This window comes from Haloarcula sp. MBLA0138 (genome assembly GCF_055632455.1).
Genome location: NZ_CM145746.1, coordinates 637281 through 657187 on the forward strand (window position 1 = coordinate 637281; position 19907 = coordinate 657187).

Annotated in this window: 19 protein-coding genes and 2 tRNA genes; 6 read left to right on the forward strand and 15 right to left on the reverse strand. The window is 67.9% G+C overall.

What is annotated here, in order from left to right; translation table 11 throughout:
- Window positions 1–4: 4 nt before the first annotated feature.
- Both ACV7JO_RS03285 and ACV7JO_RS03290 read right to left on the reverse strand, forming a co-directional pair.
- On the reverse strand, window positions 5–868 hold the full coding sequence (locus ACV7JO_RS03285; protein ID WP_470354917.1) for a basic amino acid ABC transporter substrate-binding protein: 864 nt from the start codon (window positions 866–868) through the stop codon (window positions 5–7).
- A 61-nt stretch (window positions 869–929) separates the two neighbouring features.
- A complete protein-coding gene (locus ACV7JO_RS03290) occupies window positions 930–1415 on the reverse strand; it encodes a COX15/CtaA family protein (RefSeq protein ID WP_470354918.1) in 486 nt (161 codons plus the stop codon).
- Between the two features lie 106 nt (window positions 1416–1521).
- Here ACV7JO_RS03290 and ACV7JO_RS03295 point away from each other — a divergent pair, with 106 nt between their 5' ends.
- Window positions 1522–3438, forward strand: a complete 1917-nt coding sequence (locus tag ACV7JO_RS03295; protein ID WP_470354919.1) for a methyl-accepting chemotaxis protein — start codon at window positions 1522–1524, stop codon at window positions 3436–3438.
- A 77-nt stretch (window positions 3439–3515) separates the two neighbouring features.
- Window positions 3516–5768 carry an NADP-dependent malic enzyme gene (locus tag ACV7JO_RS03300; RefSeq protein ID WP_470354920.1) on the forward strand — a complete coding sequence of 751 codons (2253 nt, stop codon included), beginning with the start codon at window positions 3516–3518 and terminating at the stop codon, window positions 5766–5768.
- Between the two features lie 11 nt (window positions 5769–5779).
- On the opposite strand, the gene ACV7JO_RS03305 is transcribed toward ACV7JO_RS03300, so the two are convergent.
- The 4 genes from ACV7JO_RS03305 to dgoD form a co-directional block, all read right to left on the reverse strand.
- The gene (locus ACV7JO_RS03305) at window positions 5780–6040 is read right to left on the reverse strand and encodes a DUF8015 family protein (protein WP_470354921.1); all 261 of its coding nucleotides are present in this window, start codon (window positions 6038–6040) and stop codon (window positions 5780–5782) included.
- A gap of 207 nt (window positions 6041–6247) precedes the next feature.
- Window positions 6248–6898 carry a ribonuclease H family protein gene (locus tag ACV7JO_RS03310; protein ID WP_470354922.1) on the reverse strand — a complete coding sequence of 217 codons (651 nt, stop codon included), beginning with the start codon at window positions 6896–6898 and terminating at the stop codon, window positions 6248–6250.
- Between the two features lie 702 nt (window positions 6899–7600).
- Window positions 7601–8368: an IclR family transcriptional regulator gene (locus ACV7JO_RS03315; protein WP_470354923.1), complete on the reverse strand. Its 768-nt coding sequence runs from the start codon at window positions 8366–8368 to the stop codon at window positions 7601–7603.
- Window positions 8369–8427: 59 nt separating this feature from the next.
- Window positions 8428–9582 carry a galactonate dehydratase gene (gene dgoD / locus ACV7JO_RS03320; RefSeq protein WP_470354924.1) on the reverse strand — a complete coding sequence of 385 codons (1155 nt, stop codon included), beginning with the start codon at window positions 9580–9582 and terminating at the stop codon, window positions 8428–8430.
- Window positions 9583–9804: 222 nt separating this feature from the next.
- On the opposite strand from dgoD, the gene ACV7JO_RS03325 reads away from it, so the two are divergent.
- Window positions 9805–10665 carry an SMP-30/gluconolactonase/LRE family protein gene (locus ACV7JO_RS03325; protein ID WP_470354925.1) on the forward strand — a complete coding sequence of 287 codons (861 nt, stop codon included), beginning with the start codon at window positions 9805–9807 and terminating at the stop codon, window positions 10663–10665.
- 360 nt (window positions 10666–11025) lie between these two features.
- On the opposite strand, the gene ACV7JO_RS03330 is transcribed toward ACV7JO_RS03325, so the two are convergent.
- Window positions 11026–11274 carry a DUF8028 family protein gene (locus ACV7JO_RS03330; protein WP_470354926.1) on the reverse strand — a complete coding sequence of 83 codons (249 nt, stop codon included), beginning with the start codon at window positions 11272–11274 and terminating at the stop codon, window positions 11026–11028.
- Window positions 11275–11450: 176 nt separating this feature from the next.
- Entirely contained in the window at window positions 11451–11861 is a 411-nt protein-coding gene (locus ACV7JO_RS03335; RefSeq protein ID WP_470354927.1) for a DUF8009 family protein, read from the reverse strand.
- A 201-nt stretch (window positions 11862–12062) separates the two neighbouring features.
- Between ACV7JO_RS03335 and ACV7JO_RS03340 the strand changes: the two genes are divergently transcribed.
- On the forward strand, window positions 12063–12632 hold the full coding sequence (locus ACV7JO_RS03340) for a HalX domain-containing protein (RefSeq protein ID WP_470354928.1): 570 nt from the start codon (window positions 12063–12065) through the stop codon (window positions 12630–12632).
- Between the two features lie 17 nt (window positions 12633–12649).
- On the opposite strand, the gene ACV7JO_RS03345 is transcribed toward ACV7JO_RS03340, so the two are convergent.
- Window positions 12650–12886, reverse strand: coding sequence for a hypothetical protein (locus ACV7JO_RS03345; protein ID WP_470354929.1), 237 nt, complete (start codon window positions 12884–12886; stop codon window positions 12650–12652).
- Between the two features lie 80 nt (window positions 12887–12966).
- Window positions 12967–13111, reverse strand: a tRNA-Met gene (locus tag ACV7JO_RS03350).
- 111 nt (window positions 13112–13222) lie between these two features.
- Between ACV7JO_RS03350 and ACV7JO_RS03355 the strand changes: the two genes are divergently transcribed.
- The gene (locus ACV7JO_RS03355; protein ID WP_470354930.1) at window positions 13223–14332 is read left to right on the forward strand and encodes a DUF7115 domain-containing protein; all 1110 of its coding nucleotides are present in this window, start codon (window positions 13223–13225) and stop codon (window positions 14330–14332) included.
- On the opposite strand, the gene ACV7JO_RS03360 is transcribed toward ACV7JO_RS03355, so the two are convergent.
- Complete coding sequence (locus ACV7JO_RS03360) at window positions 14329–14697, reverse strand: DUF5830 family protein (protein WP_470354931.1); 369 nt, start codon at window positions 14695–14697, stop codon at window positions 14329–14331. The genes ACV7JO_RS03355 and ACV7JO_RS03360 overlap by 4 nt on opposite strands.
- A gap of 75 nt (window positions 14698–14772) precedes the next feature.
- Here ACV7JO_RS03360 and ACV7JO_RS03365 point away from each other — a divergent pair, with 75 nt between their 5' ends.
- The gene (locus tag ACV7JO_RS03365; protein ID WP_470354932.1) at window positions 14773–15435 is read left to right on the forward strand and encodes a TVP38/TMEM64 family protein; all 663 of its coding nucleotides are present in this window, start codon (window positions 14773–14775) and stop codon (window positions 15433–15435) included.
- On the opposite strand, the gene ACV7JO_RS03370 is transcribed toward ACV7JO_RS03365, so the two are convergent.
- From ACV7JO_RS03370 to cmk, 4 genes are all read right to left on the reverse strand, one after another.
- On the reverse strand, window positions 15410–17977 hold the full coding sequence (locus ACV7JO_RS03370) for a PAS domain-containing protein (protein ID WP_470354933.1): 2568 nt from the start codon (window positions 17975–17977) through the stop codon (window positions 15410–15412). The genes ACV7JO_RS03365 and ACV7JO_RS03370 overlap by 26 nt on opposite strands.
- A gap of 226 nt (window positions 17978–18203) precedes the next feature.
- A tRNA-Pro gene (locus ACV7JO_RS03375) sits at window positions 18204–18274 on the reverse strand.
- A gap of 131 nt (window positions 18275–18405) precedes the next feature.
- Entirely contained in the window at window positions 18406–19293 is an 888-nt protein-coding gene (locus ACV7JO_RS03380) for an RNA-guided pseudouridylation complex pseudouridine synthase subunit Cbf5 (RefSeq protein ID WP_470354934.1), read from the reverse strand.
- 4 nt (window positions 19294–19297) lie between these two features.
- Window positions 19298–19876, reverse strand: coding sequence for a (d)CMP kinase (cmk, locus tag ACV7JO_RS03385; protein ID WP_470354935.1), 579 nt, complete (start codon window positions 19874–19876; stop codon window positions 19298–19300).
- Window positions 19877–19907: the final 31 nt, after the last annotated feature.

Sequence of the window (19907 nt, forward strand, 5' to 3'; positions counted from 1 at the left end):
CGGCTTAGCTATCGCTCGCGAACCACTTCTGGGCCAGTTCGTCGTAGGTGCCGCTCTCCTCGACGGCCGCCAGCCCGTCGCTCAGGGCCTGCTGGCGCGCGTCGTCGTCCGAGCGGACGCCGAAGCCGAACCGCTCGCCGGTCTCGTAGGTGAACGCGACCTCGACGGGGCGGTTCGCCGCGAACGTGTTGGCGACGGGCACGTCGATGACGACGGCGTCGACGTTGCCGTTCTGGAGGTCCTGAATCGCCAGCACGTAGTTGTCGTAGGCGTTGTACTGCTGCTCGGAGATGCTGCCGGCCCCGACCAACTCCTCTTGGACGACGCCCTCGCCGGTGGTCCCCTTCTGGGCACCGACCGGCCGGTCGGCGAGGTCCGAGAGGCTCCCCGGCGAGAAGTCCCCGTCGCTGCGGACGACGACGGCTTGGTCGGAGCTGTAGTACGGGTCGCTGAAGTCGATGGTCTCGTCCCGCTCGTCGGTGATGGTCATCCCGGCCGCGATGACGTCGATGTTCCCGTTGGTGAGCGCCGGGATGAGCGAATCGAACTCGAACTGCTCCCAGCCGGCGAACTCGTAGTCGGTCTCGGCGACCACCGCCTCCAACAGGTCCACGTCGAACCCGACCAGTTCCCCTCCCTGCATCATCTCGAAGGGCGGGAAGCCGGGCGCGGTGCCGGCGACTATCTGCATGCTGGAGCCGCTGTCGGTCTCGGTGGCCGTGCTCTCGGCGGTGCCGTCGCCGCTCTCGCCGTCGCCACCGTCCCCGCCGCTGCCGCCGTCACCGGAACAGCCGGCGACCGATACGGCGACGGCCGAACCGCCGACCGTCGCGAGGTACTGCCGTCTCGATAGTCCCTTCTCTGACATACGCTGACGCAGGGTGTAGAAGGGGATTAACGTTACGACTGGTTTACTACGGGAATTGTTGTCAGTCGTCGGCGTGGGCGGCGGTGTCGGCTTCGGACGCGGCGGCGGTCCCGGCGGCTGCGGGCGCGTAGGCCCACGCCGTCGCCGCCACCATCGCGGTGAGGATGAGCAGGGCCGCGGCGTGGTGGAGCACCTGCGCGACCGCGCCGAAGTTGAAGATGGTGTTCGCCCCGAGCAGTATCTGGACCGGGAGGACGACCGTGGCGACGGCCGTCGCCAGCCGGACGTGACGGCCGTAGTCGCCCCGCCACGCGGCGGCGGTCGACCCGAGGATGGCGAAGCCGGTCACCATGGCCACGAACCGGTGGAACCACTCGACGAAGCTGGCCCAGTTGGCCGGGAACAGCCCCAGCCATCCGTCGCAGAACGGCCAGCGGGCACCGCAGGTCAGTCCAGCGCCGATGGCACCCGTGTACACGCCCAATAGGATGAGTCCGAACGTCAGCGCGGTGGTCGCCGCCAGCAGTCGCCGGAAACGGACGCTCATATCTCGAACGTGGGGGCGCTCGTACTTATGCGCGCCGTTCCACGCCTCTCAATATCGATAATTAGCTGTTATCTTTTTATGCTAGCATCGTCGCGCTCTGTACAAGATGTCGCTACTGGACTCGCTACGCGAACTGACTGCCGCCGACGAACCGAGCGTCTCGACGGACGGCGGAGCGGTCGTCACGTCCGATCTCCGCGACCGCGACCCGTATCCGCCCGACGACGGCCGACTGCGCGCGGCGGTCGGGGACGACGCGCCGACGGTCCGACGACACGTCGAGCGGCAGTTCGAACTCGACGACCCGTCGTTGCGCGCGATAGTCGACGACTACCGCGAGGCCGGCGTCGGCCCGGGTACGTTCGTCGGCGCGCAGTCGGCCGTCGTCGACTCCCTCGTCGCGGCCGCCTTCGACCGGCTCCGTGAGGAGACGGACGACACGGACGCCGTCGACGCCGCCGAGACCGACCTGCGCGACGCGCTCGACACCGTCGGGGACGTGACGCGAACGGGCGTCGAGGCCTACGCCGCGGGCGGGGCGGCCGAGACCGACGCGGACGCCGCGGGAGCGGCGGACGACGGCACCGACCTCGGCTTCGGTGAGGTGCTCGACCACATCGGGACGCCACTTTTCGTCCTCGACGCCGACGGTGACATCGCCACGTGGAACCGCTCTCTCGCGGAACTCACGGGCGTCGACGAGGCCGACGCGAAGGCCATGGAGATGGCGAGCATGGCCTTCTACCCCGACGGCCGCCGCGGGAAGACGCTGGCCGACAAGGTCCTCGACGCCCCCGAGCGCACCGACGAGGAGTACGACGTGCCGCGCGTCGAGGACGCCGCGTTCACCCTCTACCGGGACACGAGCGTGATGCAGGACCAGTACGGCGACGACCGGCACATCTCCTTCAGCGCGGCCCCGATATACCGCGACGGCGAGGTGGTGGCGGTCGTCGAGATGGTGCAAGACCGGACCGAGGAGGCCCACCGCCACGAGGAGATCGTCTCGCTCGTCGAGGAGGTGAAAACGACCATGACCGCGCTCCAGAACGGCGACCTTGACGCGCGGGCGTCGTTCGACCGCGAGGGCGAGTACGTCGAGGACGCGCTGTTCGACGTAGTCACCTCGCTCAACGACATGGCCGACCAGTTCCAGCAACTGACCCAGCAGGTCGACGCGCAGGCGGCCGAACTGGCAAGCACCATCGACCAGACGGCCTCGGCCGCACAGACCCTCGAGGAGCGCGTCGCCGACCAGAGCGAACAGCTCACCGACGCCGCCGACAACGTTCAGGACGTGAGCGCCGGGATGGAGGAGGTCGCCGCCACGTCCAGCGAGGTCGCGGCCGCGGCCGAGCGCGCCCTCAGCGCGGCCGAGGACGGCTCCGAGGCCAGCGAGACCGTCCAGCAGGTCACCGACGACCTCACCGACACCAGCGGCGACCTCGTCGAGAGCGTCGACGACCTCGAAGCCCGCATGGACGAGGTCAACGAGATAGTCGACGTCATCGCCGACGTGGCCGAACAGACGAACCTGCTGGCGCTGAACGCCAACATCGAAGCGGCCCGCGCCGGCGAGAGTGGAAACGGGTTCGCCGTCGTCGCCGACGAGGTGAAGTCACTCGCCAACGAGACCGGCGAGCACGCCGCGAACATCTCCGACAGCATCGACACCATCCAGTCGCAGGCGACCGAGACCGCCGAGATGGTCGAGGCCTCCCACGCGCAGGTCCAAGAAGCCGAACAGGAGGTGCAGGCGGCGCTGGACGCCCTCGACGAGATTACCGAGGCCGTCGAGGAGGCGACCACCGGCATCCAGGAGGTCGCGGACGCGAACGACGACCAAGCCGGTGCCATGGCCGACATCACCACGACCATCGAGACGGCCAAGGAACACGCCCAAGCCGCCGAGGCGGCGACCGACCAGATCGTGACGGCGACCGACGAGCAGGCCGCCGCCGTCGAGGAACTCGTCACCCGCGTCGAGGACCTCTCCGAGGACAGCGCGGCCCGCTCCCGCTGACTTCGACGATTGCTATAATTACTGACGACATTTGACGCGAAACTCGCCTTTTTGATAGTGGGGAGTCCAGTCGGCGTATGGGACTCGACGAGGATGCCCTCGACTACCACCGGAGCGACCCGCCCGGGAAGATAGAGATAGCGACGACGAAGCCGACGAACACCCAGCGTGACCTCTCGCTGGCGTACTCGCCGGGCGTCGCCGCCCCCTGCGAGGAGATCGCCGCCGACACCGAACAGGCGTTCACCTACACCGCGAAAGGCAACATGGTCGGCGTCGTCTCCGACGGCTCTGCGGTACTCGGCCTCGGCGACATCGGCCCCGAGGCCTCCAAGCCCGTCATGGAGGGCAAGGGCGTACTGTTCAAGCGCTTCGCCGACATCGACGTCTTCGACATCGAACTCGACCCCGAGGACACGGACGCGATGATACGGTCGATACGGGCGATGGAGCCGACCTTCGGCGGCATCAACCTCGAAGACATCGCCGCGCCGGAGTGTTTCGAAATCGAGCGCCGGCTCAGCGAGGAGATGGACATCCCGGTCTTCCACGACGACCAGCACGGCACCGCCATCATCTCCGGGGCCGCGCTCATCAACGCCGCCGACATCGCCGGCAAGGACCTCGCGGACCTCGACATCGTCTTCTCCGGAGCCGGGGCCAGCGCCATCGCCACCGCCCGCTTCTACGTCTCACTCGGGGCCGAGAAGCGAAACATCACGATGTGTGACTCCTCGGGTATCATCACCGCCGACCGCGCCGAACACGAGGACCTGAACCAGTTCAAACAGGAGTTCGCTCGCGACGTTCCCGAGGGCGACCTCGCCGACGCGATGGACGGCGCGGACGTGTTCGTCGGCCTCTCCGTGGGCGGCATCGTCGACGAGGCGATGGTCCAGTCGATGGCTTCCGACCCCATCGTCTTCGCCATGGCGAACCCCGACCCCGAAATCGACTACGAGGCGGCCAAGCAGGCCCGCGACGACACGGTCATCATGGCCACGGGCCGCTCGGACTACCCCAACCAAGTGAACAACGTGCTCGGGTTCCCCTTCATCTTCCGTGGGGCCCTCGACGCCCGCGCGACCGAGATAAACGAGGCGATGAAAGTCGCCGCCGCCGAGGCACTGGCCGAACTCGCCCGGCAGGACGTGCCCGACGAGGTCGTGAAAGCCTACGGCGACCAACCCCTCCAGTTCGGCCCGGACTACATCATCCCCAAGCCCCTCGACCCGCGCGTACTGTTCGAGATCACGCCCGCGGTGGCGCAGGCGGCGATGCGCTCGGGCGCGGCCCGCCGAGACATCGACCTCGGCGACTACGCCGAGCAACTGGAGGCGCGGCTGGGCAAGTCCCGCGAGATGATGCGGGTCGTGCTGAACAAGGCCAAGAGCGACCCCAAGCGGGTCGTGCTGGCCGAGGGCGACGACGAGAAGATGATTCGGGCGGCCTACCAGCTCGTCGAGCAGGGCATCGCCGAACCCGTCCTGCTGGGCGACGCCGACGAGATAGAGCGGACCCGCCGGAAGTTCGGACTGGAGTTCGACCCCACCGTCGTCGACCCCGAAACCGCGGACGTGGACGCCTACGCCGACCGGCTGTACGAACTCCGTCAGCGCAAGGGTATCACCCGCCGCGAGGCCGAGGAACTGGTCCGGGACGGCAACTACCTCGGCAGCGTGATGGTCGAGATGGGCGACGCCGACGCGATGCTGACCGGGCTGACCCACCACTACCCCTCGGCGCTGCGCCCGCCGCTGCAGGTCATCGGCACCGCCGACGACGCCGACTACGCCGCCGGCGTCTACATGCTGACGTTCAAGAACCGGGTCGTCTTCTGTGCCGACACCACGGTCAACCAAGACCCCGGCGCGGACGTCCTCGCCGAGATAACCCGTCACACGGGCGAGTTGGCCCGCCGGTTCAACGTCGAACCGCGCGCGGCGATGCTGTCGTACTCGAACTTCGGCAGCGTCGACAACCGCGGCACGCGCAAACCCCGCCGCGCGGTCGAGAAGCTCCAGAGCGACAGCCGCGTGGACTTCCCCGTCGACGGGGAGATGCAGGCCGACACGGCCGTCGTCGAGGACATCCTCACCGGTACCTACGAGTTCTCCGACCTCGAGGACCCCGCGAACGTCCTCGTCTTCCCCAACCTCGAAGCCGGCAACATCGGTTACAAGCTCCTCCAGCGCCTCGGCGGCGCGGAGGCCATCGGTCCGATGCTCGTCGGGATGGACAAGCCGGTCCACGTCCTCCAGCGCGGTGACGAGGTCAAGGACATCGTGAACCTCGCGGGCGTGGCGGTCGTGGACGCTCAACAGGAGTAGCGCGGCCCTCGTCAGCCGCTCGACCCGCCGCGACCGCGCGTCGGCGGGTTGACGAACAGCGCGTCACAGACCACCAGCGCGCCGACGACCGCCCCGGCCGTCAGCGCGCTCCGCAGCGGGACACCGAACAGTCCGGCGGCCGCTGCCGTCGCTGCGAACGCTGCCGGAACGAGCGCGAGGACGATGTCGTACCGGGTGAGCGACGACGGCGGGGCCGAGCGGTCGCGGCGGTCTCCGTCGGTTCCGTGCTCGCTGTGGCTACTGGAACGCATCTCTCTCACCACCCACTGGCGTGTATGCGCACCCACGCAGTTAAAACTTATCTGCGTGTCGTCGCGTGAACGTTCTACGAACCGCTTCGGAACCGCTCGATAACTTACGAGTGAGTTACACGCGCCCGGCGACCAACGGACACGTGTCGAAACTGCCGCCCGGACGCACGGGGCGTCCCGCGCACAGTCCGGCGACGGTGATGCCGGTCAGTCGGACGCGCCGCCGCGTTCGGCCCGAGAGGGCGGCGGGACACTGTCGTCCGTCTTCGAGACCCGCGGCAGGACACAACGGTCGGGTTCGGCGTTGACGTGTGCGTACTGCTCGGGGGCGTTCGCCAGCGGATGCGCTGGGTTCCGGTCGCCCGAGATACGAGCGGCCCGAACCGCCCCGAACCCGTTGACCCGCGCTTGGATGCCCCGCCAGTGCAGGCCGGTCGCCGACGGTACCGAGACGCTGTGAGGCGGGTCGTACGCGGAGCCGTGGGTCGCCAGCACCTCCGCGTTGACGTTCTCGGCGAGTTGGTCGTGGTCGATGAGCAGTCCGACGCGGGCGTCCGCAGGTGCCCGTGCCGCCAGCACGTCGAGACCGAGATGCAGCGCCCGGTACTCGGCGACGTTGTTGTCCGGCGAGTTGTCGGGGACCGACAGCCGGACCACGCGCTCGCCATCGAGCGTCTCGACGACCACGCCCAGCCCGCCGGTCCCGCCGCGGTCCGCGGCGACGCCGTTGTGTGGTTTGAACGAGCCGTCTGTGGCGATGTAGAAGTCCCGGTGGTGACTCCGGGGCGGGTGCGCGATGTGCGGAGTCGGTGATTCGTCGAACAGGTCTCGAAGGGACGGCCGGCCGTATGCGGCCATACGACTCCTTAGTCGACAGGGGTATTAAATATGTGGCCCCGTCACGTGGTCGCGGCGTCTCCCCGCTGTCGACGGATTCGACGACGCACGCCCGTCGTGTCGCTGAGGACCGATTGGGAGGTAGACCAGCTCCGGATCGCACTCGTCGAGGTACAAAAAGAAATATATTTCGAAATATGCGGCCGATAAAAGAAGAATAGCAACAAATATGTTAAAGTACACCCATATACTCGGATAGCTGGGACAGAAAAAGAATATAGAGTCATATATCCGAAGAAAGAGAGTGGGTTTTGTAATATGGGCTTCTATCTCTCTCGGGTGGCGATAGCGGGATTCGGGATAACACCCGTACCTCCGTTATCACCAGCTCCGGATAGCCGCGCTCTCAAACGTGCAAGACGGCCCGACGAGCCGTAGCGACGCGCCGTATTCGACCCGAAGTTTGCCATCGGTGAACAGTTCGGGTCGGGAACCGGCCCGGAAACGTTGGTACGCCGCCTTCACGCGCCCCGGTACCGGAGTGGCGCACTGAACTACGGTGCCGTGACCTCGCGGGAACGACGGTCGGCTGTTCACTTTCGGCAAACTAGAGGCCGATAGGCGCTGTTCCGCGATGGTGAACGCTCGCGGATACGGGGCGCGGGGTTGCGGGCGGCCGACCGCATCGAAGTGTCGGCGGCGGCGTTCGAACCGTCGCCGGCGTCACGACACGGACAGCCCGTTTTCGACCTTCTTCGCGCCGCTGACGACGAGGCCGACGATGTCTTCCTCCAGTCGTTTGCCGCTCATCCGGGTCGCGGGACCGAGAATTTCGATGGCACCGAGCGGCGTGTCGTCGTCGGTCAGTATCGGGGCTGCGACGCCGCGGAGGGCGCTGGACCGTTCGCGGCGGTCGTAGGCGACGCCGCGGTCGCGTATCGCTTGGGTCTCGGACCGCAGTTCGCTCCGGTCGGTGATGGTCTTCGTGGTCTCGGCGGCGAGGTCGCGCTCGAAGAACTCGTCGACGGTGGCCTCGTCCATGTTCGAGAGTATCGCCTTGCCGCCCGCCGTCGCGTGGAGCGGCCGGAGTTTCCCCTCCTGATTCGGCGTCTCGGTGTCGTCGGGTACCGCCGAGTAGATGTAGAGACAGTTCCACCCGTCGCCTTGCCCGGGGACCACCAGACACGCCTGTTCTCTGGTCGTGTCCGCCAACTCCGCGACCTGCGGGCGCGCGGCCTCGTATATCTCGTCGCGCTGGCGCGCGTAGACGCCAAAACCCACCAGTCCACGTCCGATCTGGTACACGTCGCCCGACCGCCTGACGTAGCCGATGGACTGCAGCGTCGCGAGGTGTTTGTGGACGGCGGCCTTCGAGAGGTCGCGGGCGTCGGCTATCTCGGTCAGCGTCAGGCCGTCGCCAGCCCGTATCGCGTCCAGAATCCGGTGGCTCGTGACGGTGGCCTTGATTCCGTACTGGTCCGACGGTTTCATACCGTCGCTAGCGGGCGCGCCGACAAATAGCTTGTTCACTATCGGTGAACGGATGGGCGCTACCACTCCGCGACGCTGCCGTCCTCGTGGCGCCACACCGGGTTGTGCCAGTTGACGGGCTTCTCGGACTGCTCGCGGATGTAGGCCTCGTTCATCTCGATGCCGAGGCCGGGCGCGTCCGGGACCGCCACGTAGCCGTCCTCGTACTCGAAGGCGTCGGCGTTCGAGAGGTAGTCGAGTACGTCGTTGCGCTGGTTGTAGTGGATGTTGAGACTCTGTTCCTGAATGAGCGCGTTCGACGCGCAGGCGTCGACTTGGAGACACGACGCGAGCGCGATGGGGCCCAGCGGACAGTGCGGGGCCAGCCCCACGTCGTAGGCCTCGGCCATCGCGGCTATCTTCTTGACTTCGGTGATGCCGCCGGCGTGTGAGAGGTCCGGCTGGATGAGGTCGACCGCGCCGTTCTCGAACACCTGTTTGAAGTCCCACCGGGAGTACATGCGCTCACCCGTCGCTATCGGGACGGTGGTGTGTGCCGCTATCTCCGGCAGGACGTCGTTGTGCTCGGGCAGAACGGGCTCCTCGATGAACATCGGTTCGTAGGGTTCCAGCGCCTTGGCGAGTCGCTTCGCCATCGGCTTCGAGACGCGTCCGTGGAAGTCGACGCCGATGTCTATCTCCGGCCCGACGGCCTCCCGGACTTCCCGGAGCCGATTGACCGCCGCCTCGACCGTCGCGGGGTTGTCGATGCGCTCGATTTCCGCGGTCCCGTTCATCTTCACCGCGCTCAGGCCGGCGTCGACCTTCTCCTCGGCCTCGTCGGCCACCTCCGAGGGCCGGTCGCCGCCGATCCACTGGTAGACCCGAACCCGGTCCCGTGTCGCCCCGCCGAGTAGTTCGTGGACCGGCGCGCCCAACTGCTTGCCCTTGATGTCCCAGAGCGCTTGATCGATGCCGGCGATGGCGCTCATCAGCACCGGCCCACCGCGGTAGAAGCCGCCCCGATACATCGCCTGCCAGTGGTCCTCGATGGCGGCGGGGTCCTCCCCCAGCAGGTAGTTGTCCAGCAGTTCCTCGACGGCCGCGCGGACGCTGTGTGCCCGGCCCTCGACTATCGGCTCGCCCCATCCCACGGTGCCGTCCGTCGTCTCCACGCGGAGGAACAGCCACCGCGGCGGCACCTCGAACAGTTCGTACTCGGTGATTTTGCTCATTGTCGGTCGTACAGTCGACTGCTCGTCTCCGCGGCAAAGTCCTTTCGCTGCCGGCGTGGAACGGCCGCTCCTGTCGGTAGCCGCTGGCGAAGAACTAAAGCGGGTCCGCCGGGAACAGTCGAGCCGACCCATGACACGAGATGACACGAGGGCGGGACGACCGCGACGACACCGGTTCGGGGAGTCGACCGATGCGCCGCGTCGCGTCAGGGGGTGGGCCGCGTGGAACCGGAACTAGTCGCGGACTACCCGTCAGAGACCGGCGAGGGGCCGCTCTGGCACCCCGGCGAGGCGTGTCTGTACTGGCTGGACATCCCCAACGGCCTCCTGTACCGGTACACGCCCGAGACCGACAGCCATGGTGTCGTCTCGGAGGGGGCCCCGGTCGGCGGCATCACGCTCCAGACCGACGGGTCGCTCCTGCTGTTCGGCGAGGGGGGCGCGGTACAGCGCTGGGACGGCGAGACGCGGGAGACCGTGGCGCGCCTCCCGGCGGCGTCGGCCACCCGGTTCAACGACGTGATAGCCGACCCGCACGGGCGGGTGTTCTGCGGCACGATGCCGACGGCCGACCGACTCGGCGCGCTGTACCGCCTCAACACCGACGGGACGTTCACCGAGGTACAGGCCGCCGTCGACATCCCCAACGGGATGGGGTTCGCTCCGGACCTCGAGACGTTCTACTTCACGGCCTCGGAGGACCACGTCATCTACGCTTTCGACTACGACCCCGCGACCGGGGCGCTGTCGAACCGCGAGACGCTGGTGGAGACGAGCGACGAAGCGGGGATTCCCGACGGACTGACGGTCGACGCCGACGGCGACATCTGGTCGGCCCGCTGGAACGGCGGCGCGCTCGTCCAGTACTCACCGACCGGCCGCGAACGCCGGCGGGTCGAGTTCCCCGTCCGGAAGGTGTCGTGTGCGACGTTCGGCGGCCCGTCCCGCGAGACGCTGTACGTCACGACCGCCGGCGGCGACCGCCGTCCCGAAGGGGGGAAACTGGCGGGCTCGCTGTTCCGCGTCTCCCCCGAGGTCGGGGGAACGACGCAGTTCCGCTCGGCTATCCGCGTCGAGAGGTAACTCTATCCCCGTTCCCTCTCAGAATCTCGAAAATCCTTAATATGGGATTGTATATGCCAATTATGGCAGTAGAATAGATAATATGTATGTGAACTCGGAAATGAAGGAGGAGATACAATCATACTAACTCAGGCGAAACTCAAAGCCGAAGAATAGGAGTGGGTGGCGGCGAAACCTCCAAAATAGGTCGTTATCTGTTCGATTCTCGGAACTGTAGTGGTACGTATCCGGAATCTAGTGTGCAGGTACGTGTCGGACGCTCCGCTACTCGGTAGAAGTGGAACCGTCCGCGTCCCGTTGCGGAGCGTGTCGTCGGGGACCGGTCGGTCGGCGTCTCGGGAGGGTGGACGCCGGCCCCGCTCAGGCGTCTGTCCGGCTGTGGGAGTGGCCGACGAGCAGCGTGAGGGCGTTGACGGCGACGAGCGCGACGAACGCCGTCCGGACCGCTGTGGTCCCGAGTCCGGAAAACAGGAGCGGGACGTAGAGGAACGGCAGGACGATGGACATCCAGAAGGCGATACCTCTGACCGGGGCCAGCAGCGAGGCGGGACGGTCCGGGGACAGACCGTCGACCCGGGCGAACAACTCGTTGGTCGACGAGTTCGACATTGGGGGACTCTGCTAACACGTACAACCGACCCGGCCATATAACCGGTCGAGCCTTCGCCACGTTTCGGCTCGTTTCACGACTATCGGTGGCGAGTGACGACGTTTTACGACCGGATGAGCGGGCGCGAAACCTTTTATCGAACCGTCTGTGCGACCAACGCCGTCGCCGCTGGCGGTCAGGGACCGAGCACCGAGACGGACACCGCGTGCCCGACCGCGTCGAGGGACACCTCGTCCACGGCGTGGGCCGGCACCGCTGCCCGCCACTCTTCGACGCGTCGCTCGTGGTACTCCCGGTGGCCTTCTACCGAGTACGTCGCCGACGCGTCGGCACGGAGTTCGTCGGCCGTCTCGTCCGGGTCGGGATAGGCCGGCGTGCCGTCGTCGAGCAGCGCCCACGGCGCGACGTGGACCGTCTCCCCATCGTCGCCGTCGCCGACGACGTGGAGACGCGCTCGCATCCGACCGCTGTAGGGCGGCGTCATCCGCAGGACAGTCTCGCTGTCGCGGGCGGTCGCCTCGGCCGCCGCGACCAAGTCGTCGGCGCTGACCGCGACCGACGTGATTACCGACGGGTCCGTCGTCATGGCTTGCGGTACGACCGCCGCGCACAAAACCGCAGTGTTCGCCGACAGTCGGTCTCCTCGTGGCCGCCCCCGTCGGGTGTCGTACCGTCGTCAGCCCCGACTTCAGCCGTGATAATTGGAGCCGCACGCTTATGTCATCGAAAGCGATACTCGGCAATCGAGCCCGGAAATGCCGACTCTCACGAGGGAACGCCCGTGCACATGAACGGAGAACCCGACACCGCGACGGTTCTCGTCGTCGACGACGAACGAGACGTCGCCGAACTGTACACGACGTGGTTAGCGACCGAACACGACGTGCGGACCGCACACAGCGGCGACGAGGCGCTGGCGGCCGTCGACGACAGCGTCGACGTGGTCTTCCTCGACCGCCAGATGCCCGGTACGTCCGGCGACGAGGTCCTCGACGCCATCGACGAGCGCGGCCTCGACTGCCGGACCGTCATGGTCACTGCGGTCGACCCGGACTTCGACATCGTCGAGATGCCGTTCGACGACTACTTGACGAAACCGGTCTCGCGCGCCGACCTGTTCGACACCCTCGCGGACATGCTCGCTCGGCAGTCCTACGAGGACTGTGTCCAGCAGTATTTCGCCATGGCTTCGAAGAAGGCGACGCTCGAATCCCAAAAGGCCGACCCGGAACTGGCGGCCAACGAGGAGTACCGCGCGGTCAGCGAGCGCGTCGCGGAACTGCGCCAGCAGGCCGACGAGAGCGTCGACGAGATAGACGATTTCCAGTCCGTCTTCCGGGAGTTCCCCGGCGAGTGAGTCACGGCCCGAGCGGGTCAGGGCCCGGCCAGTCGCGCCGCCACATCGTCTATCCACTCCGGCACGTCCACGTCCGCCAGTTCGCCGTCCCGCCACGTCGTCACGACCGTCACGGTGGCGTCTCGGTCGAGGTCGACGCGCCACTTGCGCCCGTCCTCGGCGGTGAGGTCGAAGCGCGCCCCGCCGTCGGCGAGCGCGTCGACGTGTTCGACGGTGACCTCGGTCCCGGTGTAGACCGTTATCGTCTCTCGCATACCTTCCCGTAGCGCCGACGGCGAGATGTGTCTTTGGGACCGGGCGGTGCCGTCGCTGGGCAGGTACAGTTTCGGAGTAGTGCCCGGGGAGGGCTCCGAACCCTCGATCTCCGCATGACTCAGGTCGGGGCGTGACGAGCGCCCCAGAGTCATGCCGGAACAGGTGCCGCATGAGTCACTGAGACCCTATGAGTGCGGCGCTATGTCCAGCTAAGCCACCCGGGCGCGGGTGCACTCGGTGGTTGGCCGGTCCCGCTCTTGAAGGTTCTCATCTCCGGCGGGGCTGTGTCGTCGTGCCACCCGCGGATTTAAGCCGCCGGGCGGCGAGGCACGAACATGGAAATCCCAGACCTCGTCCAGCAGGAACTCGGGGACGAGGCGGTCCGGGCCGGCGTCAACCTCGGCGACGAGGACGCGGTCTGTTTCACGCCGACCCGGACGCTCGTCTACCGCGGAGAGGGGCTGCTCAGCGACGAGAAGGTCGACAGCTACCAGTACGACTTCGAGCGGTTGAGCGTCTCGGAGGGCCGGCGAAAGACGAAGTTCACTCTCGTCTACGTCGACGACAAGCGGACGCTGTCGGTACCGAACAACCGCGCCGAGGCCGTCTTGGAGCGGCTCCTCGAAGGGAACCTCCGGGCCGCGGGCGCGATAGCGACCGACGAGGCTGTCACCGGCGTCTTCCGGTTCAGCGAACTCACGCTGCTGGTCAGCGAGCGACAGCTGCTCAAACACATCGGCAACGTCACGTGGGACGCCGACTTCGAGGCGGCCGACTTCGAGGACGTGACCGGGCTGGAGTTCGAGGAGGGCAGCGTCGCCACCTCCGTCGTCCTCTCGGTCGACGGCCGACCCGACCGCATCAAGGCTCCGAGCGAGTCGGCTCGCGCCGTCCGGAAGACTCTCCAGCAGGCACTGTTCGCGTATCACGAGGTGTCGTCGCTGGCGGAACTCAACGCGAAAGTGCAGCCCGAACCCGACGACGACGCCGACGAGGACGGCGGGTTGGGACTGGAGTCGGGCATCGACCCGCTGGTGAGCGACGACGCCGGCGACGGCGAGAGTCCCGGTGACGGCACCGACCGGGCCGAGGCGGCGGCCGACTCGCCCGACCGCGGGTCCCAATCGGGCACCGGCCGGGCAGACCGGCCGACGGCCTCGGGCGACCGCCAGACTGGACCCCAGTCGGACGGCCCCCAGTCCGACTCGCAACCGACCGATTCACAGTCCGGCGTCGGGGCGGCCGCCGGGGCGTCAGCCGTCGAGGTTGACGACGAACTGGACGGGGCGGTCCTCGACGAGGCCGCCGACACGGACGCCGACATCGAGGCGCTCGAAGCGCAAGTGGCCTCGCTGACCGAGGCCGTTGAGGCCCAGAACGAGCGGATACAGCGCCAAGAGCGGCTCATCAAACAGCTCATCAAGGAGCTTCGACAGGGCCGCTAATCCCGGCCGAGTACCTTTCTGATACACGTCGAGCCGAAGGGGCCGAGTTCGCCGCTGTCGAACTGGACGAAGTGGCCGGTCGAGATGTCGCTTCCACAGCGCTGGCAGGTGAACGCCCCCTCGCGGACGACCACGTCGGCGTCGAAGCTGACGTAGGTTCCCCGCGAGCGCGGGCGGACGAGGCCGTCCTCGCGAGCGACGACCCCGCGCATCACGGCGGTGTCCAGTATCTCGCGTTGGACCTGCGGGTTCGTCGTGACGGCCTCGATGCGGTCGATGGCGTCGGCGACCGATAGCTCGCTGTCCTCGACATGTGCGAGCAGTTCGACCCCGAGTTCGACCGGGTCGCGGTCGGTGGCTGGCACGACCGGGGGTTCACGCCCCTCGGAAGTAACCCTTACCACAAGAGGTTTGACCGCCGAACGCACTGTGTTGCACAGATGGACCGCCTGCTGCGACGCCAACTGGTCGGGACGGGCTTTCTCGTCGTGACCGTCGTCGCCGCGACGCTCCTGCTGTCGCCGGCCCGTCTCGCGGCCGAGGCGATACACCTCGGCTCGCACCCGGTGTATCTCGCGGGCGTCATCGTCGCGCTGTATCTCGTTCGGCCGCTGTTCGCGTGGCCGACGCTCCCGCTGTCGGCGTTCGTCGGCTTCGTCCTCGGCGTCTGGTACGGGATTCCCGTCGCGCTGGCCGGGGCCGTCGTCACCTGTCTCATCCCCTTCCGGTTCGCACAGGAGGCCGGTGACCAAGGGGGGATGTTCGGGTGGCTCGGCGACTCCGGCCGCCGCATCATCGAGGTGACCGGGGAGACCCGCGGCGTGCTCGCGGCGCGGCTCTCCCCGGTGCCGGCCGACCCGGTGTCGTACGGCGCGGGCTTCGCCGGCGTCTCGACGCGGGCGTTCGTCGCTGGGACCTTCCTCGGGGAGATTCCGTGGGTCGTCGTGGAGGTGCTCGCGGGCGCGTCGATGCGGTCGCTGACGACATCGGGGCTCTCCGTCGAAGCGCTCCCGCAACTGCTCGTCCTGTTCGGGGCGACGGCGGCGCTGCTGGTCGCCGGTCCGGCCTACCGCCACGTCACCGGTCGTCCGGAGTCGTCCTGAACTCGAAGCGCGCGCCGCCGCACTCGCTCGTCGTGGCGTCGACGGCCCAGCCGTGGGCCGCCGCGACGTCCTCGACTATCGCCAGCCCGAACCCGGTGCCGTCCTCGCTGGTCGTGTACCCGCGCTCGAAGACCGTCTCGCGGTTTGACTCGGCGATGCCGACGCCGTCGTCGGCGACGTAGAACCCGTTGCCGTCGGACAGCACCCCGACGGTGACTTGCAGGTCGTCTGCCCCCGTCGGCCCGCCGCCCGTGTCGGGCCGCCGCGTCGGGCCGTGTTCGACAGCGTTACGAAACAGGTTCTCGAACAGCTCGCGCAACCGGGCGGCGTCGGCTTCGACGGTCCGCCTCCCGTCGACGCGGAGCGACGCCCCGGCCGTGTCGACGCTCTCCCACGCCCGCCGGGCCGCGGTCCCCACGTCGACGGCGTCGGCCTCGCCGACGGCCCGGCCCTGTTTCGCCAGTTCGAGCAGGTCCTCGATGAGTCGCTCCATCCGTTCGGCCGCGGCCAGCGCGTCGTCGAAGTGTTCGTCGTCGCCGGTCTCTCGGGCCAGTTCGAGGCGACCTTGGACGACGTTGAGCGGGTTCCGGAGGTCGTGGCTGACGACGGAGGTGAACTCCGAGAGCCGGCGCTCGCGCTCCTTCCGCTCGGTGATGTCCCGGATGATGCCGGCCGTCCCCGAGAACTCGCCGTCGGGCATCGGGAGCAGGGCCATGTGATTCTCGCAGGGGATGCGCTCGCCCGAGCGGGTCACCACGTCCATCTCCAGCGTGGCGTTCTCCCGGTCCGGGTCGGCGAGCAGTTCGCCGATGAGCGCCTCGCCGCTGTCGTGGCCGTCCTCGGTCATCACCGTCGCTATCGGTTCACCCAGCAGCGCCGACTCGTCGTACCCCGTCAGCGTCTCGACGGCTTCGTTGACGAACGTGAACACGCCGTCCGCGTCGAGCGCGTACACCGGGTCGCCGACGGCCTCGATGACCGTCTCGTAGCGTTCGAGTTCGCGCTCGCGCGCCTTGCGCTCGGTGACATCGCGCATGACGCCGACCGACCCCGCGAACTCGCCGTCCTCGTCGAACAGCGGCGCGACCTTGTCCTCGTTGATGGTCGTCTCGCCGTCGGCGTCGACGGTCCGCATCTCGAAGACGTCCCACGTCCGTTCGTCGTCGGCGACCAGCGCCCGAATCAGCTCGGTCCCGCGCTCGACGTCGGCCCGCGGCATGAACGCCGTGGGCTCCTTGCCGACTATCTCCTCGCGGTTGCGGCCGAGGTGGGCACACATCGCGCGGTTGACCATCTCGATGGTCCCCGACTCGTCGAGGACGTACATCGGGTCGCCGACGTTCTCGACCAGCGTCTCGTACTCCGCGAGTCGCTGCTCGCGTCTGCGCTGCTCGGTCACCTCCCGGCCGACGCCGGCGATGCCGCGCGTCTCGCCGTCGTTGTCCCGGATGAGCGAGCCGCGGAACTCGAAGGGTATCTCCTCGCCGTCTTTCGTCAGTACCGGCGCAGCCATCTCTGCGGTGCCGCTCTCGGTGGCCTCCTCGACGGTCGCCCAGAGGTCGTCGTGGTACGCCGGCGGGAAGAAGTCGAACACGTCCATCTCGGCTATCTCGCCGTCGTCGTAGCCGGTCATCGCCGGGACGGTGTCGTTCCAGCGCAGCAGGTCCCCGTCGGTCCCGACGACGTAGAACGCGTCGTCGACGGCGTCGATGAGGCTCTCGGTGAACTCCCGCTGGCGTTCGAGTTCGCGCTCCCGGACCTTCCGGACCGTGATGTCGGTGATGAACCCCTCCAGCAGTTCGACGCCCTCGTCGGTCGTCCCGACCGGTCGCCCCCGTTCCCACATCCACCGCGTCTCCCCGTCCTTGGTGTCTATGGGGTAGGTGACCTCGAACGGCTCGCCGGCCTCGAGACACGTCTGGACCTGCTGCCAGAGTCGGTCGGTCGCCGAGTCGTGGATGAGCGTCGCCCACGACACGTCGCCGCGTTCGATCGCCGTCGCGTCGTAGCCCGAGAGCGTCTCGGCCCCGTCGCTGACGAACTCCATGGGCCACCCCGGCTCGTTCCGGCAGCGGTACACCATCCCCGGGAGGTTCGAGATGAGCGTCGAGAGCCGCCGCTCCGACTCCTCCAGCGCGGTCTTGGCTCGCCGCTCCCCGACGGCGCGCTCGATGCGGTTGGCGAGCACCTCGTACTGGTCGGTGCCCACGTCCTTCTGGAGGTACTCGGTGACGCCGGCCGAGATGGCGTCGCTCGCTATCTCCTCGTTTCCCTTTCCGGTGAAGAGGACGAACGGCAGGTCGCCGTGGGTCTCGCGGACGGCCCTGAGAAACTCCAGTCCGTCCATGCCCGCCATGTCGTGGTCGCTGACGACGCAGTCGAACGCATCGGCGTCGAGGCGGTCCAGTCCCGCGCTCGCGCTGGACTCGCTGACGACCGTGATGCCGTTCCGGATGCGCTCTAAGTGCCGCGCGACGACCGTCCCGAAGTCGGCCTCGTCGTCGACGTGGAGGACTCGAATCTCCCCGACATCGCTGCTCATCGTACCCTTTTCGATTCTCCACTCTAATAAATCCGGGAGCGGTTGCCCGGATGACCGACTCCTGTCTGCTCGCTCGACGCGGCCGGGCCCGAATCCGATGCTTGTCGCGTCCGGTGGACCCGACGGACTCGCCGACGCTACCGGTCCGCTCGGGCACGCGGCTCACGCGGACCGCTTCGAAGAACGGAGAATGCGGCAAAAAGGGCCGCTAACCTTTGTTTTGGAGTGGGACCGCCGAGATTCGAACTCAGGTCCGACGCACCCCATGCGCCGAGGATACCGCTACCCCACGGTCCCGCACTCGGGAGGAGGGTGGTGGTTTAATTAAGGGCTTCGCTTCGCCGACGCCGTGGTGGGGTCTCGCGTGGCGGTGCCGCGTACGTCGTCGTCGCGCTCGGCGACCGATGGACGGGCCGCGACGGCCCGTCTCAGACGAGGACGCGTTCGAGGTCGACGACGGTCCCGTCGTCGGCGTCGGGGTCGCCGACGAGGGTACCCAGACAGACGGCGGTTCCGTCGGGCGTGTAGCAGGCGAGGAGGTCGCCTTCGGTCGGCACCGCCCCGCCAACTTTCGCCGGCGCAGCGTCGAGGACGCCGGGGGCGTACACCGGCGCGCCGTCGGCGACCGCCCGGGCGGCACTTTCGGCGACGGTCAGCCGCGGGAGGTGGACCAGCGCGCGCTCGGCCGGCGAGACGACCTCGCGCAGCGGGGCCTCGTTACCCTCGTCGGCAAAGGCGAGCGCGTCGACGAGGTCGTGCATCGTCACGAGAGCGGCGTCGTCGAAGGTACCGGTGGCGGTGCGGCGCAGGTCGCCCATGTGCGCGCCGGTACCCAGCGCCAGTCCGAGGTCGTGACAGAGTTTCCGGACGTACGTCCCCGACTCACAGCGCACCCGCAGCAGCGCCCGGCGGTCGCTCCGTTCCAGCACGTCCAGCGAGTGGACGGTGCGGGTCCGGAGTCGGCGTTTCACGGCGCTCTTGCGCGGCGGTTTCTGGTAGATGTCGCCCTCGAACGCCGCGACGACCGATTCGAAGTCCGCGGGAGCGGCGTCGTGGAGTTCCAGCACGGCGACGTACTCCTTGACGGCGTCGTCGAAGACACGGGCCATCCTGGCGGCATCGCCGAGCAGGACGGGCAGACAGCCGGTTACCTTCGGGTCCAGCGTCCCGCCGTGGGCCACCCGGGACTGGCCGGTGGCGTCCCGGACCCACGCCGCGACCTGATGGGCGGACGGGCCGGGGGGCTTGTCGAGGTTGACGACGCCGAACGCGAGCAGTTCGGCGGGCGAGCGGTCCTCGGGCGGGGAGCGTAGCATCGGCTCAGAACTCGTAGCGCACGTCCTCGATGGGCGCTTTCCCCTCGTCGCCGTCGGGCCGGTAGGAGTCGATGGCGTGTAGGGAGACGCTCAGGACGCCTTGGGGGTCCCAGCGGGCGGTGTTGACCGAGAGGTCGTAGATAGAGAGGTCTTCGAAGTCGATGTCGTAGTACTCGGCGTAGCGCTGGGCCTCGCTCTCGCCGCGCTCGCGGGTCTCGGTCTTGGCCTGCTCGTAGGGTTTGTTCTCCCGCTGGGCGATGCGGTCGGCCCGGACCGACAGCGGCGCGGTGAGCCAGAGCTTGATGTCGGCGTACTCGCCGGCCATCCAGCCGGCCAGCCGCGACTCCAACACGAGGTCGTCCCGCTCTTTGGCGATGTCGCGCAGCCGGCGGTCGAGGTCGCGGTCTATCTGGGCGTCCTCCTCGGCGGCCTTGTTCAGTTCCAGTGGCGTCATCCCCCGCTCCTCGGCGAGCTCGCGGAAGATGTCGCCGCCGCTGACGTGGTCGTAATCGAGGGCGTCAGCGAGGCTCTTTGCGAGCGTACTCTTGCCGCTCCCGGCGGGGCCGGAGACGGTAACCAACATATCTCACCTCCGGCGGGCCGGGTAAAAAGGG